This is a genomic window from Nocardiopsis moroccensis, from assembly GCF_055763695.1.
Window position 1 is genome coordinate 3,158,173 of record NZ_CP199747.1, and the last position, 25,073, is coordinate 3,183,245.

Here is a 25,073-nt window from a genome sequence, read left to right on the forward strand (position 1 = left end):
CTTGTCACGGGGGCCGGATGACGGTCGCCTCCGGCCCCCGCGGCGCTTCGGCGGGCTCGCCCCCTACCGGTTGCCCGGCCGGTAGCTGGTCTGGGTCTGCGGGTTGAACTCGTCGTAGGTGACGCGCTCCGCCACGCGCATCCGCGGGTCGGTCAGCTTCAGCACGTCCAGGCCCCGCACGATGTCGGAGGAGTACACGTAGCCGTTGTAGTAGTACGTCGACCAGGTGTCGTTGTCCTGGACGTCCGGGTCGATCCGGGAGTCGGCGTCGAAGTAGCCGATCTCGCGGGGGTTCTCCGGGTCGTTGAAGTCGATCACCGAGATACCGCCCTGGTACCAGGACTGCACGAAGTAGTTCCGGCCCGGGACCGGGATCAGCGAACCGTTGTGCGCCACGCACACCTGGTCGCCCTGGTGCCGGTCGATCTTGAAGTAGCTGGCGAACTCCAGGTTGTGGCCGTCCGCGGTCTCCTCAAGCGTGTAGACGGCGTTGGCGCCGCGCTCGGGGCCGATCTCCTCGGTACAGGTGGGGGCGCCACCGCCGCCGAGCTCGTCGGTGAACAGGACGGTCCCGGCGTCGTTGGTGAACGTGGCGGAGTGCCAGAAGGCGAAGTTCTCGTCCTGGACCACCTCGGTCACGACCGGAGCCGCCGGATCGGAGATGTCCATCATGATGCCGTCGCCCATGCAGGCGCCCGCGGCGATGTCCTTCTCCGGGTAGGCGGTGATGTCGTGGCACCCACTGGTGCCGCGGTTCCCACCCTCGGGAAAGAGCACCGGTGCGTCGATGACCTCGGCGGAGGCCGGGGCGTCCAACGGGACCTCGATGACGGAGATCTTGTCGTGCGGCGGCCGGCAGTTCGGGAACCGCGACGAGGGCGAGTACGAGGACACGTACACGTAGTCGTGCACGCCGTCCTTGCCCGGTACCGGGGTCAGGGTGTGGGAACCGCAGTCGGTGCGCACGGCGGCGACGTACTGCGGGTTGGCCTTGTCCGAGATGTCGAAGACCCGGATGCCCTCGAACCCGTCGGGATCGGTGCTGGAGGTGGCGGGCGCGCCGCACTCGTCACCGGCCCGGGGGTAGTCGACCGCGAAGTACAGCAGGTCCCCGCTGACCGAGACGTCGCCCTGGCCGCCGGGGCACAGCACCTCGGAGACGATCCGGGGGGCTTCGGGTTCGGAGATGTCGTAGACGACGAAGCCGTCGTAGTTGCCGCCGATCGCGTAGTCACCCGTGAACGCAAGGTCCGAGTTGGTGTTGCTGATCGCCTCGGGCTTGGGGACGTTCGCGACGTGCTCGACGTTGTCGCTGCTGACACTGTCGGCGGGGGGCGTGTCGGCATGGGCCGTCGCCGAGCCGAGAAGCCCGGCGAGCAGGGTGGCCGACGCGGTCAGCGCGACCGTGGTCGCTCCGCGCAGGCGACGCCTGGCCCGTGTCGGGGGAGCTTCGGGCATGGTCTCTCCTGATCGTGTTCGGGTGGGGGACGGGGGTCCGGGGGTGATGGGTGGCGGGGCCGCGGCCGTGTGGCCGCGACCCCGGTCCCTCCCGTTTGCCCTGACTCCCCAGGAGGAGCCACCGGGAGGGATTCGTGGTCAGCGTCCGTGCCCGTTTCCGGGGCGGTAGCTGGGCTGGGATTGCGGATTGAACTCGTCGTAGGTGACGCGCTCCGCCACGCGCATCCGCGGGTCGGTCAGCTTCAGCACGTCCAGGCCGCGGCTGATGTCGGAGGAGTAGACGTGGCCGTTGTAGTAGTAGGCCGACCAGGATCCGCCGAGCACCAGCCTGTCCTCGTTGATCGGGGCCCGATCGAAGTAGCCGATCTCGCGGGGGTTCTCCGGGTCGTTGAAGTCGATCACCGAGACGCCGCCCTGGTACCAGGACTGCACGAAGTAGTTCCGGCCCGGGACCGGGATCAGCGAACCGTTGTGCGCCACGCAGTTCTCGGTCTCGCTCTGCGGGCGCGGGATCTTGTAGTAGCTCTCGAAGGCGAGCCCGGGATCGTCCTTGGAGCCGTCGACGCTGTAGAGGGCGTTGGCGCCGCGCTCGACGCCGTACTCCTCGGTGCAGATGGCGCCGCCACCGCCGCCGAGCTCGTCGGTGAAGATGACCGTGTCGGCGTCGTTGGTGAACGTGGCGGAGTGCCAGAAGGCGAAGTTCTCGTCCCGAACCACGTCGGTGACGACGGGGTGCGCCGGGTCGGAGATGTCCATCATGATGCCGTCGCCCATGCAGGCGCCCGCGGCGATGTCCTTCTCCGGGTAGGCGGTGATGTCGTGGCACCCGCTGGTGCTCCGGTTCCCACCCTCGGGGAACAGGACCGGATCGTTGACCAGGGCCGCCTCGGCGGGGTTGTCGACGGGGATCTCGATGACGGAGATCTTGTCGTGCGGCGGCCGGCAGTTCGGGAACCGCGACGAGGGCGAGTACGAGGACACGTACACGTAGTCGTACTCGCCGTCCTTGCCGGGCACCAGGGTGTTGGTGTGGGAACCGCAGTCGGTGCGCACGGCGGCGACGTACTGCGGGTTGGCCTTGTCCGAGATGTCGAAGACCCGGATGCCCTCGAACCCGTCGGGATCGGTGCTGGAGGTGGCGGGCGCGCCGCACTCGTCACCGGCCCGGGGGTAGTCGACGGAGAAGTAGAGCAGGTCCCCGCTGACCGAGACGTCGCCCTGGCCGCCGGGGCACAGCACCTCGGAGACGACCTGGGGGGCTTCGGGTTCGGAGATGTCGTAGACGACGAAGCCGTTGTAGTTGCCGCCGATCGCGTAGTCACCCGTGAAGGCCAGGTCCGAGTTGTAGGCGTCCATGGACTCGGACTTCGGGACGTTGGTCACATGGGTGACGTTGTCGCTGGTGTCGGCGTCGCTCTCGAAGGGGACCCGGTCCGCCGAGGCTGTGGCCGGACCGAGGACTCCCATGGTCAGGGCGGTGGCGAAGGCGAGAGCGAGACCGGCTGGACCGCGTCGGTACGAGGGGCGTCTGGGGACGGGACGGACGGGGGATGACGCCATGTGTACTCCTGATTCCGAATGGAGCGAAACAGGAAGAACGTACACAGTTCAACATCAATATGTATAGAGGGAAACAAAAGAAAGATGGTTGTTAACACGATGTAGAGCTGATCCGATCTGACTACGCACAGTGCCTAGGATTCGTTCGGCATCGCGCTCCGGGCGCTTCGGCTGCCGCGGACCGCGGCGTCGGTCACTGGTCATCCGTTCGGAGCACCGGCTGTGACTGCGGGTTGAACTCCTCCAGGACCAGCTCCCCGGCCCCCTCGAAGCGGGGATCGGTGAGTTCGAGCACGTCCAAACCCCGCTCGATGTCGGAGGAGTAGACGTGGCCGTTGTAGTAGTAGGCCGACCAGGATCCGGCCGTGCGCAGGCCGTCCGGGTCGACCGGGCCCCGGTCGAAGTGGCCGACCTCCGCGGGTCGGTCGGGGTCGGTGAGGTCGATCACCGAGATGCCGCCCTGGTACCAGGACTGCACGAAGAGGTCCTCCCCGGGGACGGGGATCAGCGAACCGTTGTGCGCCACACAGTTCTCTGTTTCGGACTGATGACGTGGCAATTTGTAGTAGCTCCGAAATTGCAGCTCGGGGCTGTCCCCGGAAAGGTCCAGCGAGTACACCGCGTCGGCGCCCCGCTCCGGACCGATCTCCTCGTTACAGGTGGCCGCACTCCCACCACCGAGCTCGTCGGTGAAGAGCACATGAGCAGCGTCGTTGGTGAACGTGGCGGAGTGCCAGAAGGCGAAGTTCTCGTCCCGGACACGTTCGACGACCACCGGGGCGAGCGGATCGGAGATGTCGAGCAGCACCCCGTCACCCAGACAGGCCGCGGCGGCCAGTCCCCGCTCCGGGTAGGCGGTGATGTCATGGCATCCGGTGGTCGTGGCGTGACCGCCGTCCGGGAACAGGACCGGCTCGCTGACCACGGCGGCGGACTCCGGGTCCTCGTGCGGCACCTCGATGACGGAGATCCTGTCGTGCGGCGGCCGGCAGTTCGGGAAGTCCGGCGAGGGCGAGTACGAGGACACGTAGATCACGTCGCTGCTGCCGTCCGCTCCGGGCACCAGGGTGTTGGTGTGGGAACCACAGTCGGTGGCCACCGCCGCCACGTACCGCGGATCGGCCTTGTCCGAGATGTCGAAGACCCGGATGCCCTCGAACCCGTCGGGATCGGTGGTGGGCACGGCGGGTGCCCCGCACTCATCGCCCGCCCGGGGGTAGTCGACGGAGAAGTAGAGCAGGTCCCCGCTGACCGAGACGTCGCCCTGGCCGCCGGGACACAGCACCGTGGCCACCACGACCGGAGAAGCTGGTTCGGAGATGTCGTAGACGACGAAGCCGTCGTAGTTACCGCCGATCGCGTAGTCACCCGTGAAGGCCAGGTCCGAGTTGAAGGCCGAGGTCAGAGCCTGGGGTTTGGGTACGTTGGCCAGGTGCACCACTCCCCCGCCCGTGCTCACCCCGTCGTCGGCCACGGCGCCCGGCACCGCCGCCCCCACCGCCGCGAGCAGCGCGGAGACCGCCGTGACACCACGGCGTCCACACCTTCGTCCTGTTCCCGAAGCCATGCCCCACCCCCGAGAACCACTCGAAGAAGTCAGTTGACTACTTTGGGTTATACATGCATCACTCTCCACAGAACAGACGAAACACCGAGATCAGACATCTCACCCCGAAAACACCCTTCAGCGGACGGCGTAGCGCGCCCGAGAACACAACGCAGCGCGACCGACACGGGCCCGACACTGGACAAAACACCCACCGAGTGAGTAGAAAACCCGCAGGATGTCGCGTTCACCCTGGCGCGCTCTCCGACACCGTCGGGCACCCGGCCCGCCGAATCCCCACCCCTGGAGGAGACCTCGTGCGTCGCCTGGCACTCGCAGCCGGAACCGCCCTCGTGCTGCTCGGAGCCTCGGCCTGTACCGGCGAGGACGGCGGGCAGGACTCCGCCAACGTCATCGCCCCCGGGGCCCCCGGAGAGTCCTCCACCCCCGCCACCCCCGACCAGATCGCCGCCCTCGCCGAGGAACAGGGGCACAACGAGGCGGACGTCACCTACCTCGTGAAGATGATCGAACACCACGCCCAGGCCCTGGAGATGACCGACCTGGTCGAGGAGCGCCACGAACGCGACGGGATCGAGCGGATCGCCGACCGGATCTCCGCGGCCCAGGGCCCCGAGATCACCGCGATGGAGAGCTGGCTGGAGGAGAACGTCTTCGGCCCCGCCCGGGAGAACTCGGCCCACCAGAACTTCTGCGGGCTGGAGGGCGACGGCAGCCATCACTCCGAGGACGGGAACGTGGTCGAGTGCGACCTCCAGGTCGACCACGAGGACATGGAGGGCATGGCCTCCCCCGAGGACATGGAACGCCTCGCCGAGGCCGAGGGCGACGACTTCGACCGGCTCTTCGTCGAACTCATGACCGTCCACCACCAGGGCGCGGTCACCATGGCCGAGGAGGTCATGGCGCAGGGCAAGGACCAGGCGATCCTGCGGATGGCCAACGACCTCATCGCGGAACAGAACACCGAGATCTCCCGTATGGAGCAGGTCCTGTCCGAGGACTAGGGCTCCGTCCCGGACCCGCACGCCGGCCCCGGCGGCGCGGTGAGGGGCCCGGACGCGCCTCGGGGCGCCCTCCCTGAGAGAAGAGCGCCCCGAGGGTTCGCGTTCGCCTCCCGCGCGTTCTCAGCGGGCAGGCGGGATCAGGCCGACTTCTCCTGGCGTCCGTCGCCCGAGTCCAGCTGGTCCCGCGGCACGATCGTCGGGTTCACGTGCTGCTCGACGGACTCGCGGGTGATGATCACCTGGGCGACGTCCTCACGGCTGGGCACCTCGTACATCACCGAGAGCAGAACCTCCTCGATGATGGCGCGCAGACCACGGGCCCCGGTCCCCCGGATGATGCCCTGCTCCGCGATGGCCTCCAGGGCGTCCTGGGTGAACTCCAGCTCCACGTTGTCCAGGTCGAACAACCGCTGGTACTGCTTGACCAGGGCGTTGCGCGGCTCGGTGAGGATCTGGATCAGCGCGGCCTTGTCCAGGTTGTGCACGCTGGTGATCACCGGAAGACGGCCGATGAACTCCGGGATCATCCCGAACTTGAGCAGGTCCTCCGGCATGACCTCGCCGAACAGCGCGGTCTCGCCCTTCTCGCTCTTGGGCCGCAGCACGGCGTTGAAGCCCATGCCCTGCTGGCCGGTGCGGGACTCGATGAGCTGCTCCAGCCCCGCGAAGGCCCCACCGCAGATGAACAGCACGTTGGTGGTGTCGATCTGGATGAACTCCTGGTGCGGGTGCTTGCGTCCGCCCTGCGGGGGAACGCTCGCCGTGGTGCCCTCCAGGATCTTCAGCAGCGCCTGTTGGACACCCTCACCGGACACGTCGCGCGTGATCGAGGGGTTCTCGCTCTTGCGGGCGACCTTGTCGACCTCGTCGATGTAGATGATGCCGGTCTCGGCCTTCTTGACGTCGTAGTCAGCGGCCTGGATCAGCTTCAGGAGAATGTTCTCGACGTCCTCGCCCACGTAGCCCGCCTCGGTCAGCGCTGTGGCGTCCGCGATGGCGAAGGGGACGTTCAGGATCTTCGCGAGGGTCTGGGCCAGCAGGGTCTTGCCCGACCCGGTCGGCCCCAGCAGGAGAATGTTCGACTTGGCGATCTCGACGTCCTCGTCACCGGGACGGTCGGTCTCCGAACGGACCCTCTTGTAGTGGTTGTACACCGCCACCGAGAGGGACTTCTTCGCCTGCTCCTGACCGATCACGTACGAGTCGAGGAACTCGTAGATCTCGCGGGGCTTGGGGAGGGAATCCCACGTGAGCTCCGTGGCGTCGGCGAGTTCCTCTTCGATGATCTCGTTGCACAGATCGATGCACTCATCGCAGATGTACACGCCGGGGCCGGCGATGAGCTTCTTCACCTGCTTTTGGCTCTTGCCGCAGAATGAGCACTTCAGCAGATCCCCGCCGTCACCGATGCGTGCCACCCAGCCACTCCTCAAAACTAAGGCCGCCCCGTTCCCGGCGCACCCGGCGCCGAACGGACGGAAAGCTCAAGTTCCCGTGATCCGTTCACGACCGGCCAGCCACGAACGGGGCGATCTGTGTGTCGCTCTCCGCCAGACTAAGCGAAAAACCGGACCGGCTTCACCACCGGGCTGTCCCAGGCGGGTCAGAAACCGGTCCGGCAGGTACTTCCCGATGGCCGGACTCCTCTGACCGGGAACGCCTCCGCGTGCGCGGAAAGTCCCGGCCAGAGGCCGACGGCCGATGTCGCCCTACTTCAGGGAAGCCTTGCGGTAGGGCAGCACGAAGTCGATGAGACCGTATTCGACGGCCTCCTCCGAGGTGAGGATCTTGTCCCGCTCGATGTCCTTCGAGACCTGCTCCGCGGTCCGCCCGGTGTGCTTGGCCAGAGTGCTCTCCAGCTGCTGGCGGATCCGGGTGATCTCGTTGGCCTGGATCTCGATGTCACTGGCCTGACCGTGCATACCCTCGGTCGCGGGCTGGTGGATCATCATCCGGGCGTTGGGCAGCGCACCGCGCTTGCCCTTGGTGCCGCCCGCCAGCAGGATCGCGGCGGCCGACGCGGCCTGTCCGATGCACACCGTCTGGATGTCGGGGCGCACGAACTGCATGGTGTCGTAGATCGCCATGAGCGAGGTGAAGGACCCGCCCGGCGAGTTGATGTACATCTGGATGTCCCGCTCGGAGTCGAGCTGCTCAAGCGTGATGAGCTGGGCCATCAGGTCGTTGGCCGAAACGTCGTCGATCTGGACGCCGACGAAGATGATCCGCTCTTCGAAGAGCTTGTTGTACGGATTCATCTCCTTGACGCCGTACGACGTACGCTCCACGTAGGACGGCAGGACGTAGCGGCTCTGGGGAGCCATCGAGGCCGCGCCGCCGATGGGACTGGGATTGAACTCGGTCATTTCACGCCTTCCACGCACTGCGCCGATTCATGGGCTGGGGCCAGGTCAGCTGGTCACGTCGAGGGTGCCCTCGAGCACCTCGTCGATGAAGCCGTACTCCAGTGACTCCCGGGCCGTGAACCAGCGGTCACGATCGGCGTCCTTCTCGATCTGCTCGACCGTCTGCCCGGTGTGCTCGGAGATCTTCTCGATGAACATCTTCTTCACGTAGAGCAGCTGGTCAGCCAGGATCCGGATGTCGGAGGCGGTGCCCCCGATGCCACCGGAGGGCTGGTGCATCATGACGCGGGTGTGCGGCAGTGCGTAACGCTTGCCGGGAGCACCGGCGCACAGGAGCATCTGGCCCATGGAAGCGGCCATACCGATACCCACGGTGCGCACGTCGTTGGGGATGTACTGCATGACGTCGTAGATCGCCATGCCCGCCGTTACGGAACCACCCGGCGAGTTGATGTACATGGTGATGTCCCGCTGGCGGTCCTCTGCGGACAGCAGCAGGAGTTCACCAACCAGGCGGTTGGCGATGTCATCGTCGACCTGCTGGCCGAGGAATACGATTCGCTGGCGCAACAGGCGCTGAGGCGTCTGCTCAATAAAAGGGGAAAGCTGCGGATCCGACGTACGAGCGTCGAATCGCGGGGACTCATCAAAGGTCGGCGGCACTCTCGTCACCTGCTCCGGAATCGAAACGGTTGCGATACAGCGACACTAACGCCGACAGACGCCAGGCTCGTCCGGATACCGTCCCTGTTCGCTTTGAGCGCAGGGTGCGGCGGGCCCCGAACACGCCTTTTCTCCTGGCGGCGAACAAACACGACGGGCCCCGACCGACCCGGTGCGGGTCGGTCGGGGCCCGTACGAGGGCTGTGCGGCCGAAGGACTACTTGGAGTCGGCCTCGGCAGCCGCCTCGTCGTCCTTCGTCTCCTCGACGGCCTCGTCAGCCTCGGCGACCGCAGCGGCGGCGGCCTCGGCGGCCTCCTCCACGGCGTCCTCGTCCGAGGCCTCGACGATCTCCTGCTCGACGACGTTGCCGTCCTCGTCGGTCACCTTGGCGGCGGCCAGGACCAGGTCCATGGCCTTGCCGCGGACGACCTCGGTGAAGGCGACGCGGATCTGATTCGACTCGACCAGGTGCTGGGCCAGCTGGTCCGGGCTCACACCCATGCGCTGGGCCTGCTCGAACACGTACTGGCTGAGCTCGCCCTGGTCGGCGCTGAGGTCCTCCTGGAGGGCCAGCTGGTCGAGGATGAAACCAGCCTTGACCGCCGAGTTGGCGCCGGTCTTCAGCTCCTCCTCGAACTCCTCCTCGGTCTTGCCCTGCGACTCGAGGTAGGCCTCCTTGGTCAGGCCGCTCTGCGCCAGCTGCTGCTCCAGGCTCTGCCGACGACGGGTGATCTCCTCGTCGACGACCGCGTCGGGCAGCGGGATCTCGACGGAGTCGATCAGCTTCTCCAGCGCCTTGTCACGGGCGGCGGAGAGCTGCTGCATCCGACGGACGTCGGCCATGCGCTTGCGCACGTCCTCACGCAGCTCGTCGATGGTGTCGAACTCCGAGGCGAGCTGGGCGAACTCGTCGTCCAGCTCGGGCAGCTCCTTCACCTTCACCGAGTGCACGGTGACGGTGACGTCCGCCTCCTCGCCCTCGTGCTCGCCACCGACGAGGGTGGTCTTGAAGGTGGCCTCGCCACCGGCCTCCATGCCGCGCAGGGTCTCGTCGAGGCCCTCCAGCATGGTGTTGGTGCCGACCTCGTAGGAGTAGCCGCTGACGGCAACGTCCTCGAGCTTCTCACCGTCGATGGCGGCAGCCAGGTCGATGGAGAGGTGGTCGCCGTCCTCGACGGGACGGTCGGCACCGACAAGGGTGGAGAAGCGCTCGCGCAGGGTGCCGATCTGCTCGTCGACCTGCTCGTCGGTGACGGTCGCGTTGTCGACGGTCACCTCGATGCCCTTGTAGTCCTTCACCTCGAACTTGGGTCGGATGTCGACCTCGGCGGTGAAGGCGAGCTCGTCGTTGTCCTCCAGCTTGGTGACCTCCACGTCGGGCTGGCCGAGCGCGAAGATCTCCTCCTTCTGGATGGCTTCGTTGTAGAGCTCCGGAACGGCGTGGTTGACAGCTTCGCTGATCACCGCGCCACGGCCGACGTAGCGGTCGATCAGCCGCGCCGGCGCCTTGCCCGGGCGGAAGCCCTTGATCCGAACCTGCTTCGCGAGCGACTTGTAGGTCTCGTCGAAAGCGTGCTCGAGCTCCTCGAAGGGCACCTCGATGGTCAGCTTGACCCGGGTCGGGCTGAGCTCCTCGACATCGGTCTTCACGGGGCGGTACTCCTAGGTTTGCCGGCTGGTGTCCGCGTCGGCCCGCAGGCGCACCACACAAACGGCGAATGCACGCGCGCACCCCGGGCCAGTGATGACCACGTTCTACTGGGGTGCCCTGCGACGGGCTGGGACTTACAGTTTCCTGCTGATCGCACCAAGTCTAGGGCAGATACACAGGGGGCCACGGCGCACGGCCCGAAGGCCGCGCAACCAGTGGGTGGTTTCGTCGGGGTGGCGGGATTCGAACCCGCGGCCTCATGCTCCCAAAGCATGCGCGCTAACCAAGCTGCGCTACACCCCGTTGCCCGGCGCGGACACACGTTCCCGAAATCGGGTGTGCGACCACCGCCCCGGAGACTGTACTCTTGTCTCCGTCGGCTCCACGAGTCTAGAGGAAACTCAAGGGCTCCGATGCCACGCGGGCGTAGTTCAATGGTAGAACCCCAGCCTTCCAAGCTGGTCATGCGAGTTCGATTCTCGTCGCCCGCTCCACCCGGAGCGAGCTGGTGTGCACGGCACACGCGGCTCGCTCCGTTTCTTTGCCCGGGGATCGCCCCCGGAGCTCCCCGCGCCACACGGCGCGGGCAACCCCGGCACCCCGAAGAATCAGAGCCGCTCGGCGACGTTCACCCGGAAGTGGAACTCGGTCGTGGCGCCGACCAGGTTGACGAGGTAGGAGTCCTCACAGATCCGGTAGACCGTGCGCTCACGCTCGGACCAGGGGTGCTTCGGGGTGAAACTCCCGGTCAGCTCCAGTGCCGCCGCCCTGGCCTGTTCCCGTTCGGGGTACTCACCCCTGATCAGCCCCATCCCCCAGCGCACGTTCTGCCCGTAGCTGATGCTCTCCTCGACCAGTACCGACCACGCCATCAGCTGAATCCACCCTTCTCCGCGAACCTTTCGGTGATGGGACTCACCGTCGACCCGGAAGGTTCCGGGTGAGGGGACTCACACATTCGGACGAACACGGTTCGGTTCAGACGTCCCCGGAGGCGGAATACCCGCCTCGAACGGGTACGTTGACCTTTCGGGCGGCCCCGTCGGCTCGATCAGGTGCGGGCGCCCCTCGGGTTCGGCGAAACGGGGGCCAGATGACGGACACGGACGGGACTCACGAGATGGCGGAGCCGCTCAGCGCGCTCTGGTTCCAGCGGCCGGAGCCACTGGAGCGCCCAGCCGTGGTCACCGGTGTCTTCGACGTCCTGCACGTCGGGCACGTGCGCTTCCTGCGCTCCATCGCCGAACGCGGACTCCCCCTGGTCGTGGGCATCGAGTCCGACGAACGCGTGCGGGCCTGGAAGGGCCCCGGACGCCCGGTCAACCCCGACGCGGAACGGGCCGAGACCATCGCCGCCCTCTCCTGTGTGACCGGCTCCTTCATCATCGAGGGCCCGCCCTCGGTCGCCGACTGGGCGGCCTACGCGGACCTGCTCCGCCCCCTCGCACCGGCCGCCCTGGCCTTCACCGCCGGTGACCGCTACACCCAGGCCAAGATCCGCGGGGCCGACGCCCTCGACGCCCAGGCCTGGGAGCTCCCCTTCACCCCCGGCCGCTCCACGACCGCTGCGCTCGGCCGTCTCGCGCACTCCCTCTGACCCCGGGTGCCGCGCCTCACATCCGGCGCGCCCGGTCCGGCCTCCGCCCTCGGGCGGGAAGCGGTGCGCGCGCACCGGCGTTGACGCATGCGTGGCGAACCGAGGTACGAAACGAGGCTGCCGATGATGTCAGGGAGGCCCTCCTACAGGGCACTGGTCAACGACGGAAGCGCACGTGGGCAGGAACTGCCCCCGGGGATCACCGGGCGCGTCCTGTCCTACGCGACACCGCACTGGCGATCCATCGTGCTCTTCCTGATGGTGACCGCGGTGGGCGCGGCCATCGTCGTGGCCAACCCGCTGCTGCTGCGGGCCATCATCGACCGGGGCATCATTCCGGGGAACACCTCGCTGGTCATCTGGCTGGCGGTCGCCGCGGCGGTGCTGGCGCTCCTGGAGGGCGTCATCACCCTGACCGGCCGGTGGCTGTCCTCCCGGATCGGTGAGGGCGTCATCTACCTGCTGCGCACCCAGGTGTTCACCCACGTGCAGCGGATGCCGATCTCCTTCTTCACCCGCACCCAGACCGGTTCGCTGATCAGCCGCCTGAACACGGACGTGGTCGGCGCCCAGCGCGCCATCACCTCGGTGCTGCAGTCCGTGGTGTCCAACCTGATCAGTGTGGTAGCGGTGGTCATCACGATGCTGGCGCTGTCCTGGCAGGTGACCCTGCTGGCGCTGGCCCTGGTGCCACTGTTCATCATCCCCGCGAAGCTGCTGGGCCGCAGGCTCGCCAACATCTCCCGCGACGCCATGGACAACAACGCCGCGATGAGCTCACTGATGACCGAGCGGTTCAATGTCGGCGGGGCCATGCTGGTCAAGCTGTACGGACGCCCCGACGAGGAGTCGCGGGGGTTCGCCGGCAGGGCGGCGCGCGTGCGCGACCTGGGGGTCCGCCAGTCCGTGATCGGTGGCCTGCTGTTCACGATGCTGGCCACCATCACGGCGCTGGCCATGGCGATGGTCTACGGCGTGGGCGGTGTGCTGGCCGCCGGCGGCGCCTTCGAGGTCGGCACGCTGGTCGCCCTGACCACCCTGCTGGCGCGGCTCTACGGGCCGGTGACCACCCTGTCCAACGTACACGTGGAGATCATGACCGCGCTGGTCTCCTTCGACCGGGTCTTCGAGGTGCTGGACCTGGAACCGCAGATCAAGGAGAGCCCGGACGCGAAGCCGCTGCCGAGGGGCCCGCTGAGCGTGGAGTTCGACCGGGTGTCCTTCCGCTACCCCGGCTCCGCGGAGACCTCGGTGGCCTCCCTGGAGCTGACGCCCCAGGCCGAGGGCACCGAGGACACCCAGGTGCTGAGCGAGGTCTCCTTCCGAGCCGAGCCCGGACAGATGGTGGCCCTGGTGGGACCGTCGGGCGCGGGCAAGACCACCCTCACACATCTGGTGTCCCGGCTGTACGACCCGACCGAGGGGGCGGTGCGGATCGGCGGGCTGGACCTGCGCGGGGCCACCGGCGACTCGCTGCGCGAGGCCGTGGGCGTGGTGACCCAGGACGCGCAGCTCTTCCACGACACCGTGGGCGCCAACCTGCGCTACGCCAAGCCGGGCGCGACCGACGAGGAGTTGGCGCAAGTGCTGCGGATGGCGCGCCTGGGGCCGCTCCTGGAGCAGCTCCCGAACGGGCTCGACACGATGGTCGGTGACCGCGGGTACCGCCTCTCCGGCGGTGAGAAGCAGCGTCTGGCGATCGCACGGCTGCTGCTGAAGGCACCGTCGATCGTGGTTCTGGACGAGGCCACGGCCCACCTGGACTCCGGGTCCGAGGCGGCGGTGCAGGAGGCCCTGGCGGTCGCCCTGCAGGGCCGGACCTCACTGGTGATCGCGCACCGGCTGGCCACGGTCCGCGAGGCCGACCAGATCCTGGTCCTGGAGGACGGCCGGATCCTGGAGCGCGGTACGCACGAGCAGCTGCTGGACGCGGAGGGCCTGTACACGGCGCTGTACCGCACCCAGTTCGCGCCACAGTCCCGCTAGCGCGCGGCGGGGCGGGCAGGGCCCAACGGGTCCCGGGGTCCCGCCCCGGGCTCCCCTGACGCCCCTAACCGTCCTTCTTGCCCTTGCCCTTGCCCTTCTTGGCCTTCTTGCCCTTCTTGGTCTTCTTCTTGGCGCCGTCCTTCTCGGCCTTCTCGCCACCGTCCTTCGTGGCGCCGCCTCCGGCCGACTCCGCCCCGGAAGCCCGCTCGGCCTTCTTGGCCTTCTTGGCCTTCTTGGCCAGCTTCTCCTCGGCCTTCCTGCGCTCCTTCTTCGCGGACTTGGAGTGCTTGGGCTTCTTGCGCTTCTTCGGCTTCTTGGCGTCCTTGGAGGTCACGTGGCCCTCCAGGACGGCGGGAAGCGGAGCGATCCCGGGCCCTCCTTCGAAGATCCAGTCGTCCACCGCGTCCAAGAGCCCGTCCTCGCTCATCCGGCCCAGCCAGACGGGGCGCCCTCCCGCGGCCCGGCCCTCCTGGGAGGGTTGGACCACGACGACGTTGGCCTGGAAGCAGATACCCAGGCACTTGCTGGTACGGACCGGGACGCGGCGGGCGGAGTGGTCCTCGATCGCGCTGAGCCGGGCGAGCTGGGCCTTGTGGTCCACCCCGGGCACCTTCTTCTTCGTCCCGCAGCAGCAGCCCCGGCAGACCGTGAGTTTGCAGGGCGCACCGTCGATCGCGTTCACCACTCCGCACCCCCGTTAGGTTCGCCTTACCTCACTGTCAGGTTAGTCTCCCGCTGAACCGCTCTGATCAGCGGGGACGGCGTAGGGGCCGGTGACCTCCATCGGACGCCAGGTCTCCGGCAGGCCCTCGGAGCCTTCGGAGTCCTGGGTTCCCGCCTTCCAGCCGCTTCCCCAGACCACGGGCAACCCGGCGGCGAAGAGCGGGTGCGGCAGATCCATCAGCTGCATCCGGACCTGCGGTTCGGTGCAGGCCCCCGAACTTCCACATCGGGCGATCGGCTGGCCCGCCACCACCCGGTCTCCGGGGGCCACCGCGGCCGACCCCCGGCGCAGGTGGCCCAGGAGTACGTGGGCGCCGCCGATGTCGATGACCACGTGGTTGCCCATCAGCCCCGAGGGGCCCCGGAACTCGCGCAGGGTGTTCTCCACGACCGTGCCGAACAGCCAGAGCCAGGAGTTGCGGCTGCGGTGGTCGCGTTGGCGGTCGTGCACCCGGACCACGGTCCCGTCCGCCGGTGCGTACACGGGGGCGCCGAAGGCCGGAAAGTCCCCCGGGGGACGGCTGAGCGGGCGCCAGGCGATGTCGGGGCGGGTGCCGTCCTCGGCGACCAGTCCGAGCGCGTACGTCTGCCCGTAGGCGTGGGTGCCCTGGCTCGGAACGCTGTCCACGGGGCTGGTCAACGCCATCCATCGGCCGCGCACCGGCGGCGCCAGGACTCGCGGGGCGCAGCGCGGAGTGCCCAGACGCAGGTGCACGGCCAGGGCCACCAGCAACAACGCACCGCCGACCCACCAGGACAGGCCGAGGTACCCGGCCAGGAGAGCGGCCATCGCCAGCCACATCAGGGGCATACGGAGCCTGGCGAGAAGGACGGGAAGGGGACGCGGAGCGGAGGAGCGCATCCACCATTGTGGACACGGCCCGACCACCCCGCGTCCCCGGTTGCCGTCCCGGCTAGGACTCCTTGTCGTCCCGGTCGTTCTCCCGGGCGCGTTTGCGCAGGTAGTCCGTGGCCGCGCCGGCCCCCTTGTCGATCTTGTCGTCGTGTGCGCCGCCGGTGGCCTTCTTCGCGGCCCTGGCAGCCTTTCCGACCACACCCTCGGCCTTGTCGGCGTTGTCGGTGACGGCCTTCTTCAGCCGGTCGAACATACCTCCGCTAGCGGACATGGAATCCCCCCTGTAGATCCGTCCTGCTTCCTGACGTAATACCCGCTCCAACCGGGGTCCATGCGGCGTGTCACCGGTCGGGAACCTCGCGTACGGGCACGGACCCGGCCAGAGGCCCCGTATCCGCCGGTCCGTTCGGCCGAACGGACCGGCGGAACCGTTCGGCCGCCCGGGTCCGGTCAGAGGCCGAGGACCATCTGGGCCACGGAGAAGTAGATGAGCAGGCCGGTGGCGTCCACGAGGGTCGCGACCATCGGTGAGGAGACCACCGCCGGGTCCACCCCCGCCTTGCGGGCCAGCAGGGGCATCGACGAGCCGATGACGGCCGCCCAGGTGCAGATCGCGATCACCGACAGGGCGACCACCATCGCGATGTCGAACCCGACCAGAAGGGAACCGATGGCCAGGGCGATCCCGGCGAGCATCACACCCAGGAGCAGACCGACCCGGCTCTCCTTCCAGATCACCGAGGGCAGGTCACGCACCCGGACCTCGCCGACCGCGAGGGCGCGCACGATCGCCGTGGCCGACTGGGCGCCGACGTTCCCGCCGGTGCCGATGAGCATCGGCACGAACATCGCCAACGCCGTGACCTGCTCGAGCGTGGCCTCGTAGACCTGCATGACGTTGACGGTGAGGGTCGCCGCGACGATGAGCAGCATGAGCCACACCGAGCGGGCACCGACCAGGCGCAGCACACCGACGGACACGTAGTGCTCACCGACCGGGCTGGCACCGGACTGGCGGGCCATGTCCTCGGAGTCGGCCGCCTCGATGACCTCCAGGGCGTCGTCGAAGGTGAACAGCCCGACGAACCGGTCCTCGGAGTCCACCACCGGGAGGGAGACCAGGTTGGCCTCCTGGATCAGTCGGGCGGCGTCCTCGACCGGCTCGCTGGCACCCACCCGCGGCGCGAACACGTCCACCAGGTCCTTGAGGAGGCGGTCGTCGTCGCTGACCACGAGGTCGCTCAGGGTGATGGTGCCGACCAGGCGACGGCCGTCGCTGACCACCGGCAGGGTGTAGATCGTCTCGGCGTCGGCTCCTTTGGCGCGCACCACCTCCAGGGCGCGGCCGACGGTCAGGTCCCGGTGCAGGATGACCGTCTCGGGGGTCATGTACCTGCCGACCGAGTCCTCCGGGTAGCCCAGGAGCGCGGCGGTCATCTTGCGTTCGGCGGGGCTCAGCCCGGCCAGGGCCCGGGTGGCGATCTTGGCCGGCGCCTCCCCGATGAGGCGGGCCCGGTCGTCCGGGTCCATCTCCTCGAGGATCTCGTGGAAGTCGGTGCCGCGCAGGCCGAGGAGGATGGCCTGCTGCTGACCGGGGTCGAGCTCCTCGAAGACCTCCAGCTCGCGGTCCTTGTCCAGGAGCCGGAACGGGATGATCGCCTCGCGGCCGACCATGCGGGAGAGTTCGTCCGCTATCTCGTGGGGCCTGTGTTCGGCCAACCAGAGCCTGATCCCGGTCAGGTCGTTGTTCTCGACCAGATCTGTGAGTTCTTCAGCGCGCTCGCCGTCCATGCGAAGCACCCCCTTGCGTCTCCATCGCCCGGCGGGCACGCCCGCGGGGCCGCGAAATCTGGGAAGTCCGGGTCCTGTCCCGGGGCTCGGGTCCGGCCCCTCGTCACTGGTGTGGTGGGCCGTGCGGCGCCGGCGCCCGGGGGGCGTGGAGGGGCGGGCACGGCGATCCGGGGACGGGTACGAAGACCTCGTACCGGGGTCGGGGAACATGTCGACCCTACCGCCAGGAGCGGCGGGGGCGGCTCATCCCCGCGGGGGCGGAGCGGGTTCGGGTCAGGTGCGCCAGAGGACCACGAGGGCGCAGTCGTCGTTCTTGTCCTTGCTGAGCGTGTCCACGACCTCGTCCGCACCGGTGGCGAAACCCTGGGTGACCAGGATGTCGGCGGTTCCGAGCAGACGGTCGATGCCCGCGTCCAGGTCCTCCCCCGGCGTCTCGATGAGACCGTCGGTGCACAGCATGATCGCGTCTCCGGGACGGAGCTTGCCCTCGACTGAGGTGTAGGTCATCTCGGGGATGACGCCCAGGACCACGCCCTTGGCCTCGGTGGTGCTCCACATCCCGCCGCCGCTGTCGTAGTGCAGCGCGGGCGGGTGTCCGGCGGAGGTGACCTGGTAGGCGCCGGTGTCGGTGTCCACGCTCAGGTGCACGGCGGTCACGAAGCCCTCACCGCCGCTGTTGCGCATCAGGTAGTCGTTGCAGTGGGCGAGGAAGTCGCCGGCGGGCACCGCCCCGATCAGCCCGCTGAAGGCACCGGAGAGCATCAGGGCCCGGGTCCCGGCGTCCACGCCCTTGCCGGAGACGTCGACGACGGCGACGTCGAGCCGGTTCTCCCTGCGGATGGAGACCACGAAATCACCGCCGAAGGAGGAGCCGCCCGCCTGGCGCAGGACAGCGGTACGCCCCCACCCCTCGGGGAGCTCGGGCAGGTTTCCCTGGTCGCGGAGGCGGTCACGCAGGTCCAGCAGCATCATCTCGCCGCTCAGCCCCTGCACGCCGAGGCGTTCGCGCACCCCGGACAGCAGATAGGACAGCACCCCGGTGACACCGATGGTGACGAGCAGGCCGGGGCCCACCTGGCCGAAGTCGAGCATGAAGGCCACGAACAGCAGGACCGCCGCGACCACCCCGAGCAGGAAGGCGAGGCTCTTGCGCTTGAGCAGCAGGCCTCCGGCGAGGACGGTCAGGATGGTGGAGCTGGGCGGGAACCAGCCCGCAGGTCCCCAGACCGCGCCCACACCGATCCCCACCGCGATGACGACGAGGGTGATCAGGACGAGCCGGTAGCGGAACAACACCTTGCGCCGGAGCACCGCGATGAGCCGCTGCGCGGTGGAGCGCAGCAGCCGGGTGGTCTTGGCGGTCGGTGTGGAGTTCATCGGTCCTCTCGGCCCGCTCGGCCCGCTCGGCCGCGGGGGTTACTCCTGGTCGTCGTACGGCACACCGGTGCGGTCGCGTCGGGGGCCGGTTCGTGTCGGCGGGCCGTGGCGCTGTGGGGGCACGCCCGATCGTGGTGGCTGGTTCCGTTCAGGGGGGCGGAAACCGTTGGGTCGCGGACGACGTCAGCCCGCCGCCGTGCACGAACTGTAGCGGTTGGCATGCGGCTGTGGCACGTGCAACCAGCGGTGTTCCGCCCCTTAACCCCGGTTTTGGGTTCCGCCTAAACCCGGGTGTACGGGGCGGGGTCCGAGTACGGGTGCGCCCCCGCGCGCCGAACACACGGGGGCGGACGATCGGCCCCGCGCCCGTGCGGGACCACGGACGGGGTTACGGAAGCGGGGGGAGCTCGCCGGTCTGCTCGTAGTCGCCGAGCATGGCGATGCGGCGGGTGTGCCGCTCCTCGTCGCTGTACGGGGTGGTGAGGAAGAGTTCGACGAACCGGGTGGACTCCTCCAGGGAGTGCATCCGACCGCCGACGGAGAGCACGTTGGCGTCGTTGTGTTCCCGCGCCAGCCTGGCGGTGTCCTCGCTCCAGGCCAGAGCGGCACGGACGCCCCGGACCTTGTTGGCGGCGATCTGTTCGCCGTTGCCGGAACCGCCGATCACCACCCCCAGGGAACCCGGGTCCCCGGCGACGCCCTCGGCGGCGCGCAGGACGAAGGGCGGGTAGTCGTCGACCGCGTCGTAGACGGCCGGGCCGGCGTCGACGACCTCGTGACCGTGCTCCTTCAGCCAGGAGACGAGGTGTTCTTTGAGCTCGAAGCCCGCATGATCTGATCCAAGGTAAACACGCACGTCACCAGTGTGACAGCTCCCGGGTACGGACGACGCCGCGCCCCCTCCGGTCGGTGGACCGGCGGGGGCGCGGCGTTCTCCGTGTGGGTCAGGCACCGGCCGCGGCGGCCGCGACGCTCAGACCGAGCGCGGCGAAGCCGACCATCGACAGGATCGCCACCAGGTTGTACACGAACATCGACTTGAGGTCCTTACTGAGGGGACCTGCCTTGGAGACCGCGGGCTTGCTGCTCAACTCACACCTCGTTTGGGTTCGACCAGGGGATGACCAGTCGGAATTTTTCCACACCCCACAACGCGCGAGTCACCGGGGCCGATTCCGACCGAACGCGCGCGGGGGCCGTGAGTCCGGCCACAGTGGTCAGGTCTGCACGGCCTTGACCTCGCAGAACTCGACCAGGCCGGGCAGACCCCACTCACGGCCGTTGCCGGAGCGCTTGTAACCGCCGAAGGGCGCCCGCGGGTTCATGGCCCCGCCGTTGAGCTCGATCTGGCCGGCCCGCAGGCGGCGGGCGACCGCCAGCCCCTCCTCCTGGTCGCCCGACCACACCGCGGCGTTGAGGCCGTAGACGGTGTCGTTGGCGATCTCGACCGCCTCCTCCACCGTGTCGTAGGGGATGAGGACGAGCACCGGGCCGAAGATCTCCTCCTGGGCGATGCGCATGTCGTTGCGCACGTCGGCGAAGACGGTCGGACGGACGTAGAAGCCCTTCTCCAGCCCCTCGACGGGCTCGGAGCCACCGGTGACCAGCCGGGCGCCCTCCGAGACGCCGAGGTCCACGTAGGAGCGGACCTTGTCGAACTGGGCGGCGGAGACCAGCGGGCCCATCCGGGTGCCCTCGTCCTCGGGGTCGCCCGGGACGTACTTGGCGGCGGAGGCCGCGGCCAGCTCCACGGCCTCCGCGTAGGAGTCGCGGTGCACCAGCATCCGGGTGAGCGCGTTGCAGCTCTGGCCGGTGTTGCGCATGACGTCGGCGACACCGCGCTTGACGGCCTTGGTCAGGTCGGCGCCCGGCAGGATGAGGTTGGGCGACTTGCCGCCCAGCTCCAGGGCGACCTTCTTGACCGTTTCGGCCGCGACCTGGGACACCCGGGTGCCGGCGCGGGTGGAACCGGTGAAGGAGACCATGTCGATCCCGGGGTGGGCGGCGATCGCCTCGCCCACCACCGGTCCGGTGCCGGAGACCAGGTTGAACACGCCCGCGGGCAGGCCGGCCCCGTCGAAGACCTCCGCCAGCGCGTAGGCGCTCAGCGGGGCGACCTCGCTGGGCTTGAGGACCACGGTGTTGCCCGCGAGCAGCGCGGGGACGACCTTGAGGACGATCTGGTGCAGCGGGTAGTTCCACGGGGTGATCGCGCCGACCACTCCGATCGGCTCGTGCACCACGAGGGAGTTGCCGACCTTCTCCCCGGTGAAGTAGCGCTCCCCGTGCTCCTCGACCAGGTCGATGTAGGTCCGGAACATGAGCGAGGGCAGCCCGGCCTGCACCTTGGCGGCGAAGGTGGCGGGAGCGCCCATGTCCCGGGTGAGTTCGGCGGCGATGTCACCGATGCGGGCGTTGAACAGTTCCAGGGCCTTGGTCAGGTGGGTGACGCGCTGGCCCGGGGTGAGCGCCGACCAGGCGGGGAGGGCGGCGGCCGCGGCCTCGACCGCGGCGTCGACGTCAGCGGTGGCACCCGCCGGAACGGTGTCGATGACCTGCTCGGTAGCCGGGTTGACCACGTCAAGGGCCTCGTCGGAGGCGGAGTCGCGCCAGGCGCCGTCGATGTAGAGGGATCGCATGGTCCCATTTTCGCAGAACGTGATTCTGGTTGGCCAGGGCGGGGAGGCCCGAAGGCGCGGCCGGGACGGGGACCCGTGGTTCCACGGATACCCACCCCGGAGCGCCTGCGGCGTCCGGTCCGGCCGCCCCGTGCGGATCAGTCCCAGTGCGGGGGGCGGTCGGCGATCAGCCGCGCGGTGGAGTCCTCGTCGCCGTCGCCCCAGCCCTCGGAGCGTTCGTCGCTCGTGGTGTCGGGCAGCAGGTCGAGGTCGTCGAGGAAGTTGGGGCGGCGGTCACCGTCAGGCCCGGGCATGGGTCCTCCGTGGTCGTGGAGCTACGTGTCCGCAGGGGCTGCGGGGTTACGGGTCCCGCGGGGCAGGGCCCCGCGGAGCGGATCAGTCGAAGACGGGGTTGCGGGTGCGGGTGCGCTTGAGCTCGAAGAACCCGTCGGTCCCGGCGACCAGGCGCACACCGTCCCAGAGCTTCCCGGCGTCCTCGCCCCGCGGGATCGGGGTGAGCACCGGGCCGAAGAACGAGACGCCCTCGACCTGGACGACCGGTGTGCCGACGTCCTCACCGACCAGCTTCATCGCCTCGCCGTGCGAGGCGCGCAGGGCCTCATCGTATTCGGTGGAGTCCGCGGCGTCGGCCAGGTCGGCGGGCAGGCCGGCGTCGGCCAGCGCGGCGTGGACCGTCTCCGCGGTGCGCGGTTCACCGTTGTTGTGGAAGCGGGTGCCCAGGGCGGTGTACAGGTCGCCGAGAACGTCCGGTCCGAAACGCTGCTCGGCGGCGACGCACACGCGCACCGCGCCCCAGGAGCGGTCGATCGAGTCCCGGTACTCCTGGGGCAGGTCGCGGCCCTCGTTGAGCACCCCGAGGCTCATCACCCGCCAGCGCACACGCACCGGCCGGACCTGCTCCACCTCCAGCAGCCACCGGGAGGTGATCCACGCCCACGGGCAGGCGGGGTCGAACCACATGTCCGCGTGGATGGTCTCCTGGTCGCCCGTCTGTTCGGGGGACTGGGTCATCGCTGCTCCTCGTCTGGGACGGTCGAAGCCCCGGGGCCGGACCCGGGACGGCCGAGAACTTCTCGCCGTAGGTCACCAACCACGCCCATCGGTTGCACATTCCGCTCGTGTGCGTGGCAGGATCGATCCCGGATGACAACGACCTCCGGCCCGACGACGCCCACCCCAGGCGGCAGGCTCGCCGCGGTCGGCAACGATTTCCGGCCGGCGATGACGGCGGCCGTGGAGGGAGCGTGGCGTGGCAGGGAACCTGACACGGGACGAGGCTCGGGAGAGGGCGCGCATTCTCAGCGTCGACTCCTACGCCGTGGAGCTGGACCTGACCACCGGGGACGAGACCTTCCGGTCCACCACCGTGGTGCGTTTCTCCAGCACTGAGCCGGGCGCACGGACCTTCGTCGACCTGGCCGCGCCGAGGATCCGGAGCGCCGTGCTGAACGGGCGCGAGCTGGACGCGGCGGAGCTGTTCGACGGTGAGCGGCTCACCCTGCCGGACCTGGCGGCCGAGAACGAGCTGACGGTGGTCGCCGACGCCGCCTACATGCGCACCGGCGAGGGCCTGCACCGGTTCGTGGACCCGGTCGACGGGTCGGTGTACCTGTACAGCCAGTTCGAGACGGCCGACGCGCACCGCATGTTCACGTGCTTCGACCAGCCCGACCTGAAGTCCGTCTTCGAGCTGACCGTGTACGCGCCCCCGTCGTGGGAGGTGGTCTCCAACAGCGCACCCGACGTGGAGCGCGAGGCCGCGGGCGAGGAGCGGGTCCGCTGGCACTTCCCCGCCACCCAGGTGATGTCGACCTACATCACCGCGCTGATCGCCGGGCCGTACCACGTGGTCCGCGACGAGCACGACGGCATCCCGCTGGGCCTGTACTGCCGGGCCTCGCTCGCCGAGCACCTGGACTCCGAGGCCCTGTTCGAGGTCACCAAGCAGGGCTTCGACTTCTTCCACGGCCTGTTCGACCTGCGCTACCCGTTCGGCAAGTACGACCAGCTCTTCGTGCCGGAGTTCAACGCGGGCGCGATGGAGAACGCCGGCGCGGTGACGTTCCTGGAGGACTACGTCTTCCGGTCCCGGGTCACCGACGCCCGCTACGAGCGCCGCGCCGAAACCATCCTGCACGAGATGGCGCACATGTGGTTCGGCGACCTGGTCACCATGCGCTGGTGGGACGACCTGTGGCTGAACGAGTCGTTCGCGACCTACGCCAGCGTCTACTGCCAGGTCAACGCCACCAAGTGGTCCGACGCCTGGACGACGTTCGCCAACGTGGAGAAGGCCTGGGCGCTGCGCCAGGACCAGCTGCCCTCCACGCACCCGATCGCCGCCGACATGGTCGACATCCAGGCGGTCGAGGTCAACTTCGACGGCATCACCTACGCCAAGGGCGCCTCGGTGCTCAAGCAGTTGGCCGCGTACGTGGGTGTGGACGCGTTCTTCGCGGGTGTGCGCGCCTACTTCAAGGAGAACGCGTTCGGCAACACCGAGCTGAAGGACCTGCTCAAGCACCTGGAGGCCGCCTCCGGGCGCGACCTGTCCGGCTGGTCGCGCGAGTGGCTGGAGACCACCGGCGTCAACACCATGCGGCCGGACTTCGAGGTCGACGCGGACGGGAACCTCACGTCCTTCGCGGTCCTGCAGGAGGCCGCCCCGGAACACCCGACGCTGCGCTCGCACCGTCTGGCCGTGGGCCTGTACGACCGCACCGCGGACGGCATCGTGCGCCGCGAGCGCGTGGAGCTGGACGTCAGCGGTGAGCGTACCGAGGTGCCCGAACTGGTCGGCAGGGCCCAGCCGGACCTGGTGCTCATCAACGACGACGACCTCACCTTCACCAAGATCCGCCTGGACGAGCGCTCCCTGCGCACCGTGGTGGAGGGTGCCGGTGAGATCCGCGAGTCCCTGCCCCGCGCGCTGGCCTTCAGCGCCGCCTGGGACATGACCCGGGACGGCGAGATGGCCGCCCGTGACTACGTCGCCCTGGTGATCTCCGGGATCGGCGGGGTGAACGACGTCACGGTCGCCCAGACCCTGCTCCGCCAGGCTTCGGGGGCGCTGTACAACTACGCCGACCCGGCGTGGCGCCCGTTCGGGTTCGAGCTGCTGGCCGACCGCCTGCGCGAGCTGCTCTCCGCGGCCGAGCCCGGCAGCGACCTCCAGCTGGCCTACGTCAACGCGCTGGCGGACGCCGCCGTGAGCGACGCGCACCTGTCGCTGCTGCGCGGGCTGCTGGACGGCGCCATCACCGTGGACGGTCTGACGGTCGACACCGACCTGCGCTGGACCCTGCTGCGCCGTCTGGTGGCCGCGGGTGAGGCGGGCGAGGCGGAGATCGCCGCCGAACTGGAGTCCGACCCGACCGCCACCGGCCAGCGCAACGCCGCGGGCGCCAGGGCCGCCATCCCCACGGCCGAGGCCAAGGAGGCCGCCTGGGAGCGGATCGTGGGCGGGGACCTGGCCAACGCCGAGTTCCGCGCCACCCTGCTGGGCTTCACCGAGCCGCGCCAGGCCGAGCTGTACCGCCCCTACGTGGAGCGGTACTTCGACCAGCTCGCCCCGGCCTGGGAGAAGTGGACCGGTGAGTTCGCGCAGACCTTCGCCGAGGTGGTCTACCCGAGCCAGCTGGTCGAGGAGGCGACACTGGAGCGCACCGACTCCTACATCGCCGACAACGCCCCCGCCCCGGCGCTGCACCGCCTGCTGATCGAGGGCCGGGCCGGGGTCGAGCGCGCCCTGCGCGCCCGCGCCACCGACATCGCCGCCGGTCGGAAGGGCTGACGCGAGCGACTGACGGTACTGCTCCGCCGCGGCCCCGG

General features: G+C 69.0%; 22 protein-coding genes and 2 tRNA genes. 5 read left to right on the forward strand and 19 right to left on the reverse strand.

What is annotated here, in order from left to right; genetic code table 11:
* Positions 1 to 63: 63 nt before the first annotated feature.
* From ACUKCB_RS14080 to ACUKCB_RS14090, 3 genes are all read right to left on the reverse strand, one after another.
* On the reverse strand, positions 64 to 1,458 hold the full coding sequence (locus ACUKCB_RS14080) for an LVIVD repeat-containing protein (RefSeq protein ID WP_473036056.1): 1,395 nt from the start codon (positions 1,456 to 1,458) through the stop codon (positions 64 to 66).
* Between the two features lie 138 nt (positions 1,459 to 1,596).
* Entirely contained in the window at positions 1,597 to 3,018 is a 1,422-nt protein-coding gene (locus ACUKCB_RS14085) for an LVIVD repeat-containing protein (protein WP_473036057.1), read from the reverse strand.
* Positions 3,019 to 3,211: 193 nt separating this feature from the next.
* Entirely contained in the window at positions 3,212 to 4,585 is a 1,374-nt protein-coding gene (locus ACUKCB_RS14090) for an LVIVD repeat-containing protein (RefSeq protein ID WP_473036059.1), read from the reverse strand.
* Positions 4,586 to 4,881: 296 nt separating this feature from the next.
* Here ACUKCB_RS14090 and ACUKCB_RS14095 point away from each other — a divergent pair, with 296 nt between their 5' ends.
* Positions 4,882 to 5,592, forward strand: coding sequence for a DUF305 domain-containing protein (locus tag ACUKCB_RS14095; protein ID WP_473036060.1), 711 nt, complete (start codon positions 4,882 to 4,884; stop codon positions 5,590 to 5,592).
* A gap of 137 nt (positions 5,593 to 5,729) precedes the next feature.
* Here the strand turns inward: ACUKCB_RS14095 and clpX are convergent, their stop codons facing one another.
* The 5 genes from clpX to ACUKCB_RS14120 all read right to left on the reverse strand — a co-directional run bounded on the left by clpX (position 5,730) and on the right by ACUKCB_RS14120 (position 10,576).
* Entirely contained in the window at positions 5,730 to 7,010 is a 1,281-nt protein-coding gene (clpX, locus tag ACUKCB_RS14100; protein ID WP_473036061.1) for an ATP-dependent Clp protease ATP-binding subunit ClpX, read from the reverse strand.
* 291 nt (positions 7,011 to 7,301) lie between these two features.
* Positions 7,302 to 7,958, reverse strand: a complete 657-nt coding sequence (locus tag ACUKCB_RS14105) for an ATP-dependent Clp protease proteolytic subunit (RefSeq protein WP_473036062.1) — start codon at positions 7,956 to 7,958, stop codon at positions 7,302 to 7,304.
* A 45-nt stretch (positions 7,959 to 8,003) separates the two neighbouring features.
* Complete coding sequence (locus tag ACUKCB_RS14110) at positions 8,004 to 8,552, reverse strand: ClpP family protease (protein WP_191273690.1); 549 nt, start codon at positions 8,550 to 8,552, stop codon at positions 8,004 to 8,006.
* Between the two features lie 286 nt (positions 8,553 to 8,838).
* Positions 8,839 to 10,272, reverse strand: a complete 1,434-nt coding sequence (gene tig / locus ACUKCB_RS14115; protein WP_473036063.1) for a trigger factor — start codon at positions 10,270 to 10,272, stop codon at positions 8,839 to 8,841.
* A gap of 229 nt (positions 10,273 to 10,501) precedes the next feature.
* Positions 10,502 to 10,576: transfer RNA gene (locus tag ACUKCB_RS14120), tRNA-Pro, on the reverse strand.
* A 117-nt stretch (positions 10,577 to 10,693) separates the two neighbouring features.
* Between ACUKCB_RS14120 and ACUKCB_RS14125 the strand changes: the two genes are divergently transcribed.
* Positions 10,694 to 10,767, forward strand: a tRNA-Gly gene (locus ACUKCB_RS14125).
* A gap of 114 nt (positions 10,768 to 10,881) precedes the next feature.
* On the opposite strand, the gene ACUKCB_RS14130 is transcribed toward ACUKCB_RS14125, so the two are convergent.
* Positions 10,882 to 11,145 carry a hypothetical protein gene (locus ACUKCB_RS14130; protein ID WP_473036064.1) on the reverse strand — a complete coding sequence of 88 codons (264 nt, stop codon included), beginning with the start codon at positions 11,143 to 11,145 and terminating at the stop codon, positions 10,882 to 10,884.
* Positions 11,146 to 11,366: 221 nt separating this feature from the next.
* Here ACUKCB_RS14130 and ACUKCB_RS14135 point away from each other — a divergent pair, with 221 nt between their 5' ends.
* Both ACUKCB_RS14135 and ACUKCB_RS14140 read left to right on the forward strand, forming a co-directional pair.
* Positions 11,367 to 11,870, forward strand: a complete 504-nt coding sequence (locus ACUKCB_RS14135; RefSeq protein ID WP_473036065.1) for an adenylyltransferase/cytidyltransferase family protein — start codon at positions 11,367 to 11,369, stop codon at positions 11,868 to 11,870.
* A gap of 123 nt (positions 11,871 to 11,993) precedes the next feature.
* A complete protein-coding gene (locus ACUKCB_RS14140) occupies positions 11,994 to 13,856 on the forward strand; it encodes an ABC transporter ATP-binding protein (protein WP_473041006.1) in 1,863 nt (620 codons plus the stop codon).
* Between the two features lie 64 nt (positions 13,857 to 13,920).
* Here the strand turns inward: ACUKCB_RS14140 and ACUKCB_RS14145 are convergent, their stop codons facing one another.
* The 10 genes from ACUKCB_RS14145 to ACUKCB_RS14190 form a co-directional block, all read right to left on the reverse strand.
* Positions 13,921 to 14,457, reverse strand: a complete 537-nt coding sequence (locus ACUKCB_RS14145) for a (2Fe-2S) ferredoxin domain-containing protein (protein ID WP_473041007.1) — start codon at positions 14,455 to 14,457, stop codon at positions 13,921 to 13,923.
* Between the two features lie 123 nt (positions 14,458 to 14,580).
* The gene (locus ACUKCB_RS14150; RefSeq protein ID WP_473036066.1) at positions 14,581 to 15,441 is read right to left on the reverse strand and encodes a M23 family metallopeptidase; all 861 of its coding nucleotides are present in this window, start codon (positions 15,439 to 15,441) and stop codon (positions 14,581 to 14,583) included.
* Between the two features lie 52 nt (positions 15,442 to 15,493).
* Positions 15,494 to 15,706 carry an Rv0909 family putative TA system antitoxin gene (locus tag ACUKCB_RS14155; RefSeq protein WP_473036067.1) on the reverse strand — a complete coding sequence of 71 codons (213 nt, stop codon included), beginning with the start codon at positions 15,704 to 15,706 and terminating at the stop codon, positions 15,494 to 15,496.
* A gap of 179 nt (positions 15,707 to 15,885) precedes the next feature.
* Complete coding sequence (gene mgtE / locus ACUKCB_RS14160; protein ID WP_473036068.1) at positions 15,886 to 17,226, reverse strand: magnesium transporter; 1,341 nt, start codon at positions 17,224 to 17,226, stop codon at positions 15,886 to 15,888.
* 273 nt (positions 17,227 to 17,499) lie between these two features.
* Positions 17,500 to 18,603 (reverse strand): PP2C family protein-serine/threonine phosphatase, encoded by a 1,104-nt coding sequence (locus ACUKCB_RS14165; protein ID WP_473036069.1) that lies wholly within the window; start codon positions 18,601 to 18,603, stop codon positions 17,500 to 17,502.
* A gap of 388 nt (positions 18,604 to 18,991) precedes the next feature.
* Positions 18,992 to 19,459, reverse strand: a complete 468-nt coding sequence (locus tag ACUKCB_RS14170) for a ribose-5-phosphate isomerase (RefSeq protein WP_191272878.1) — start codon at positions 19,457 to 19,459, stop codon at positions 18,992 to 18,994.
* 88 nt (positions 19,460 to 19,547) lie between these two features.
* Positions 19,548 to 19,694, reverse strand: coding sequence for a hypothetical protein (locus tag ACUKCB_RS14175; protein WP_191272876.1), 147 nt, complete (start codon positions 19,692 to 19,694; stop codon positions 19,548 to 19,550).
* A 126-nt stretch (positions 19,695 to 19,820) separates the two neighbouring features.
* On the reverse strand, positions 19,821 to 21,242 hold the full coding sequence (locus tag ACUKCB_RS14180; RefSeq protein WP_473036071.1) for an aldehyde dehydrogenase family protein: 1,422 nt from the start codon (positions 21,240 to 21,242) through the stop codon (positions 19,821 to 19,823).
* 137 nt (positions 21,243 to 21,379) lie between these two features.
* Complete coding sequence (locus ACUKCB_RS14185) at positions 21,380 to 21,535, reverse strand: hypothetical protein (RefSeq protein WP_191272872.1); 156 nt, start codon at positions 21,533 to 21,535, stop codon at positions 21,380 to 21,382.
* Between the two features lie 82 nt (positions 21,536 to 21,617).
* A complete protein-coding gene (locus ACUKCB_RS14190) occupies positions 21,618 to 22,253 on the reverse strand; it encodes a mycothiol-dependent nitroreductase Rv2466c family protein (RefSeq protein ID WP_473036073.1) in 636 nt (211 codons plus the stop codon).
* 238 nt (positions 22,254 to 22,491) lie between these two features.
* On the opposite strand from ACUKCB_RS14190, the gene pepN reads away from it, so the two are divergent.
* A complete protein-coding gene (gene pepN, locus ACUKCB_RS14195) occupies positions 22,492 to 25,035 on the forward strand; it encodes an aminopeptidase N (RefSeq protein ID WP_473036074.1) in 2,544 nt (847 codons plus the stop codon).
* Positions 25,036 to 25,073: the final 38 nt, after the last annotated feature.

What these genes read in the sequence shown, in the direction of transcription:
- ACUKCB_RS14080 (WP_473036056.1), bottom strand. Translation starts at nt 1,458, where the DNA reads ATGCCCGAAGCTCCCCCGACACGGGCCAGGCGTCGCCTGCGCGGAGCG.
- ACUKCB_RS14085 (WP_473036057.1), bottom strand. Translation starts at nt 3,018, where the DNA reads ATGGCGTCATCCCCCGTCCGTCCCGTCCCCAGACGCCCCTCGTACCGA.
- ACUKCB_RS14090 (WP_473036059.1), bottom strand. Translation starts at nt 4,585, where the DNA reads ATGGCTTCGGGAACAGGACGAAGGTGTGGACGCCGTGGTGTCACGGCG.
- ACUKCB_RS14105 (WP_473036062.1), bottom strand. Translation starts at nt 7,958, where the DNA reads ATGACCGAGTTCAATCCCAGTCCCATCGGCGGCGCGGCCTCGATGGCT.
- ACUKCB_RS14130 (WP_473036064.1), bottom strand. Translation starts at nt 11,145, where the DNA reads ATGGCGTGGTCGGTACTGGTCGAGGAGAGCATCAGCTACGGGCAGAAC.
- ACUKCB_RS14135 (WP_473036065.1), top strand. Translation starts at nt 11,367, where the DNA reads ATGACGGACACGGACGGGACTCACGAGATGGCGGAGCCGCTCAGCGCG.
- ACUKCB_RS14140 (WP_473041006.1), top strand. Translation starts at nt 11,994, where the DNA reads ATGATGTCAGGGAGGCCCTCCTACAGGGCACTGGTCAACGACGGAAGC.
- ACUKCB_RS14150 (WP_473036066.1), bottom strand. Translation starts at nt 15,441, where the DNA reads ATGCGCTCCTCCGCTCCGCGTCCCCTTCCCGTCCTTCTCGCCAGGCTC.
- ACUKCB_RS14155 (WP_473036067.1), bottom strand. Translation starts at nt 15,706, where the DNA reads ATGTCCGCTAGCGGAGGTATGTTCGACCGGCTGAAGAAGGCCGTCACC.
- mgtE (WP_473036068.1), bottom strand. Translation starts at nt 17,226, where the DNA reads ATGGACGGCGAGCGCGCTGAAGAACTCACAGATCTGGTCGAGAACAAC.
- ACUKCB_RS14165 (WP_473036069.1), bottom strand. Translation starts at nt 18,603, where the DNA reads ATGAACTCCACACCGACCGCCAAGACCACCCGGCTGCTGCGCTCCACC.
- ACUKCB_RS14180 (WP_473036071.1), bottom strand. Translation starts at nt 21,242, where the DNA reads ATGCGATCCCTCTACATCGACGGCGCCTGGCGCGACTCCGCCTCCGAC.
- ACUKCB_RS14185 (WP_191272872.1), bottom strand. Translation starts at nt 21,535, where the DNA reads ATGCCCGGGCCTGACGGTGACCGCCGCCCCAACTTCCTCGACGACCTC.
- ACUKCB_RS14190 (WP_473036073.1), bottom strand. Translation starts at nt 22,253, where the DNA reads ATGACCCAGTCCCCCGAACAGACGGGCGACCAGGAGACCATCCACGCG.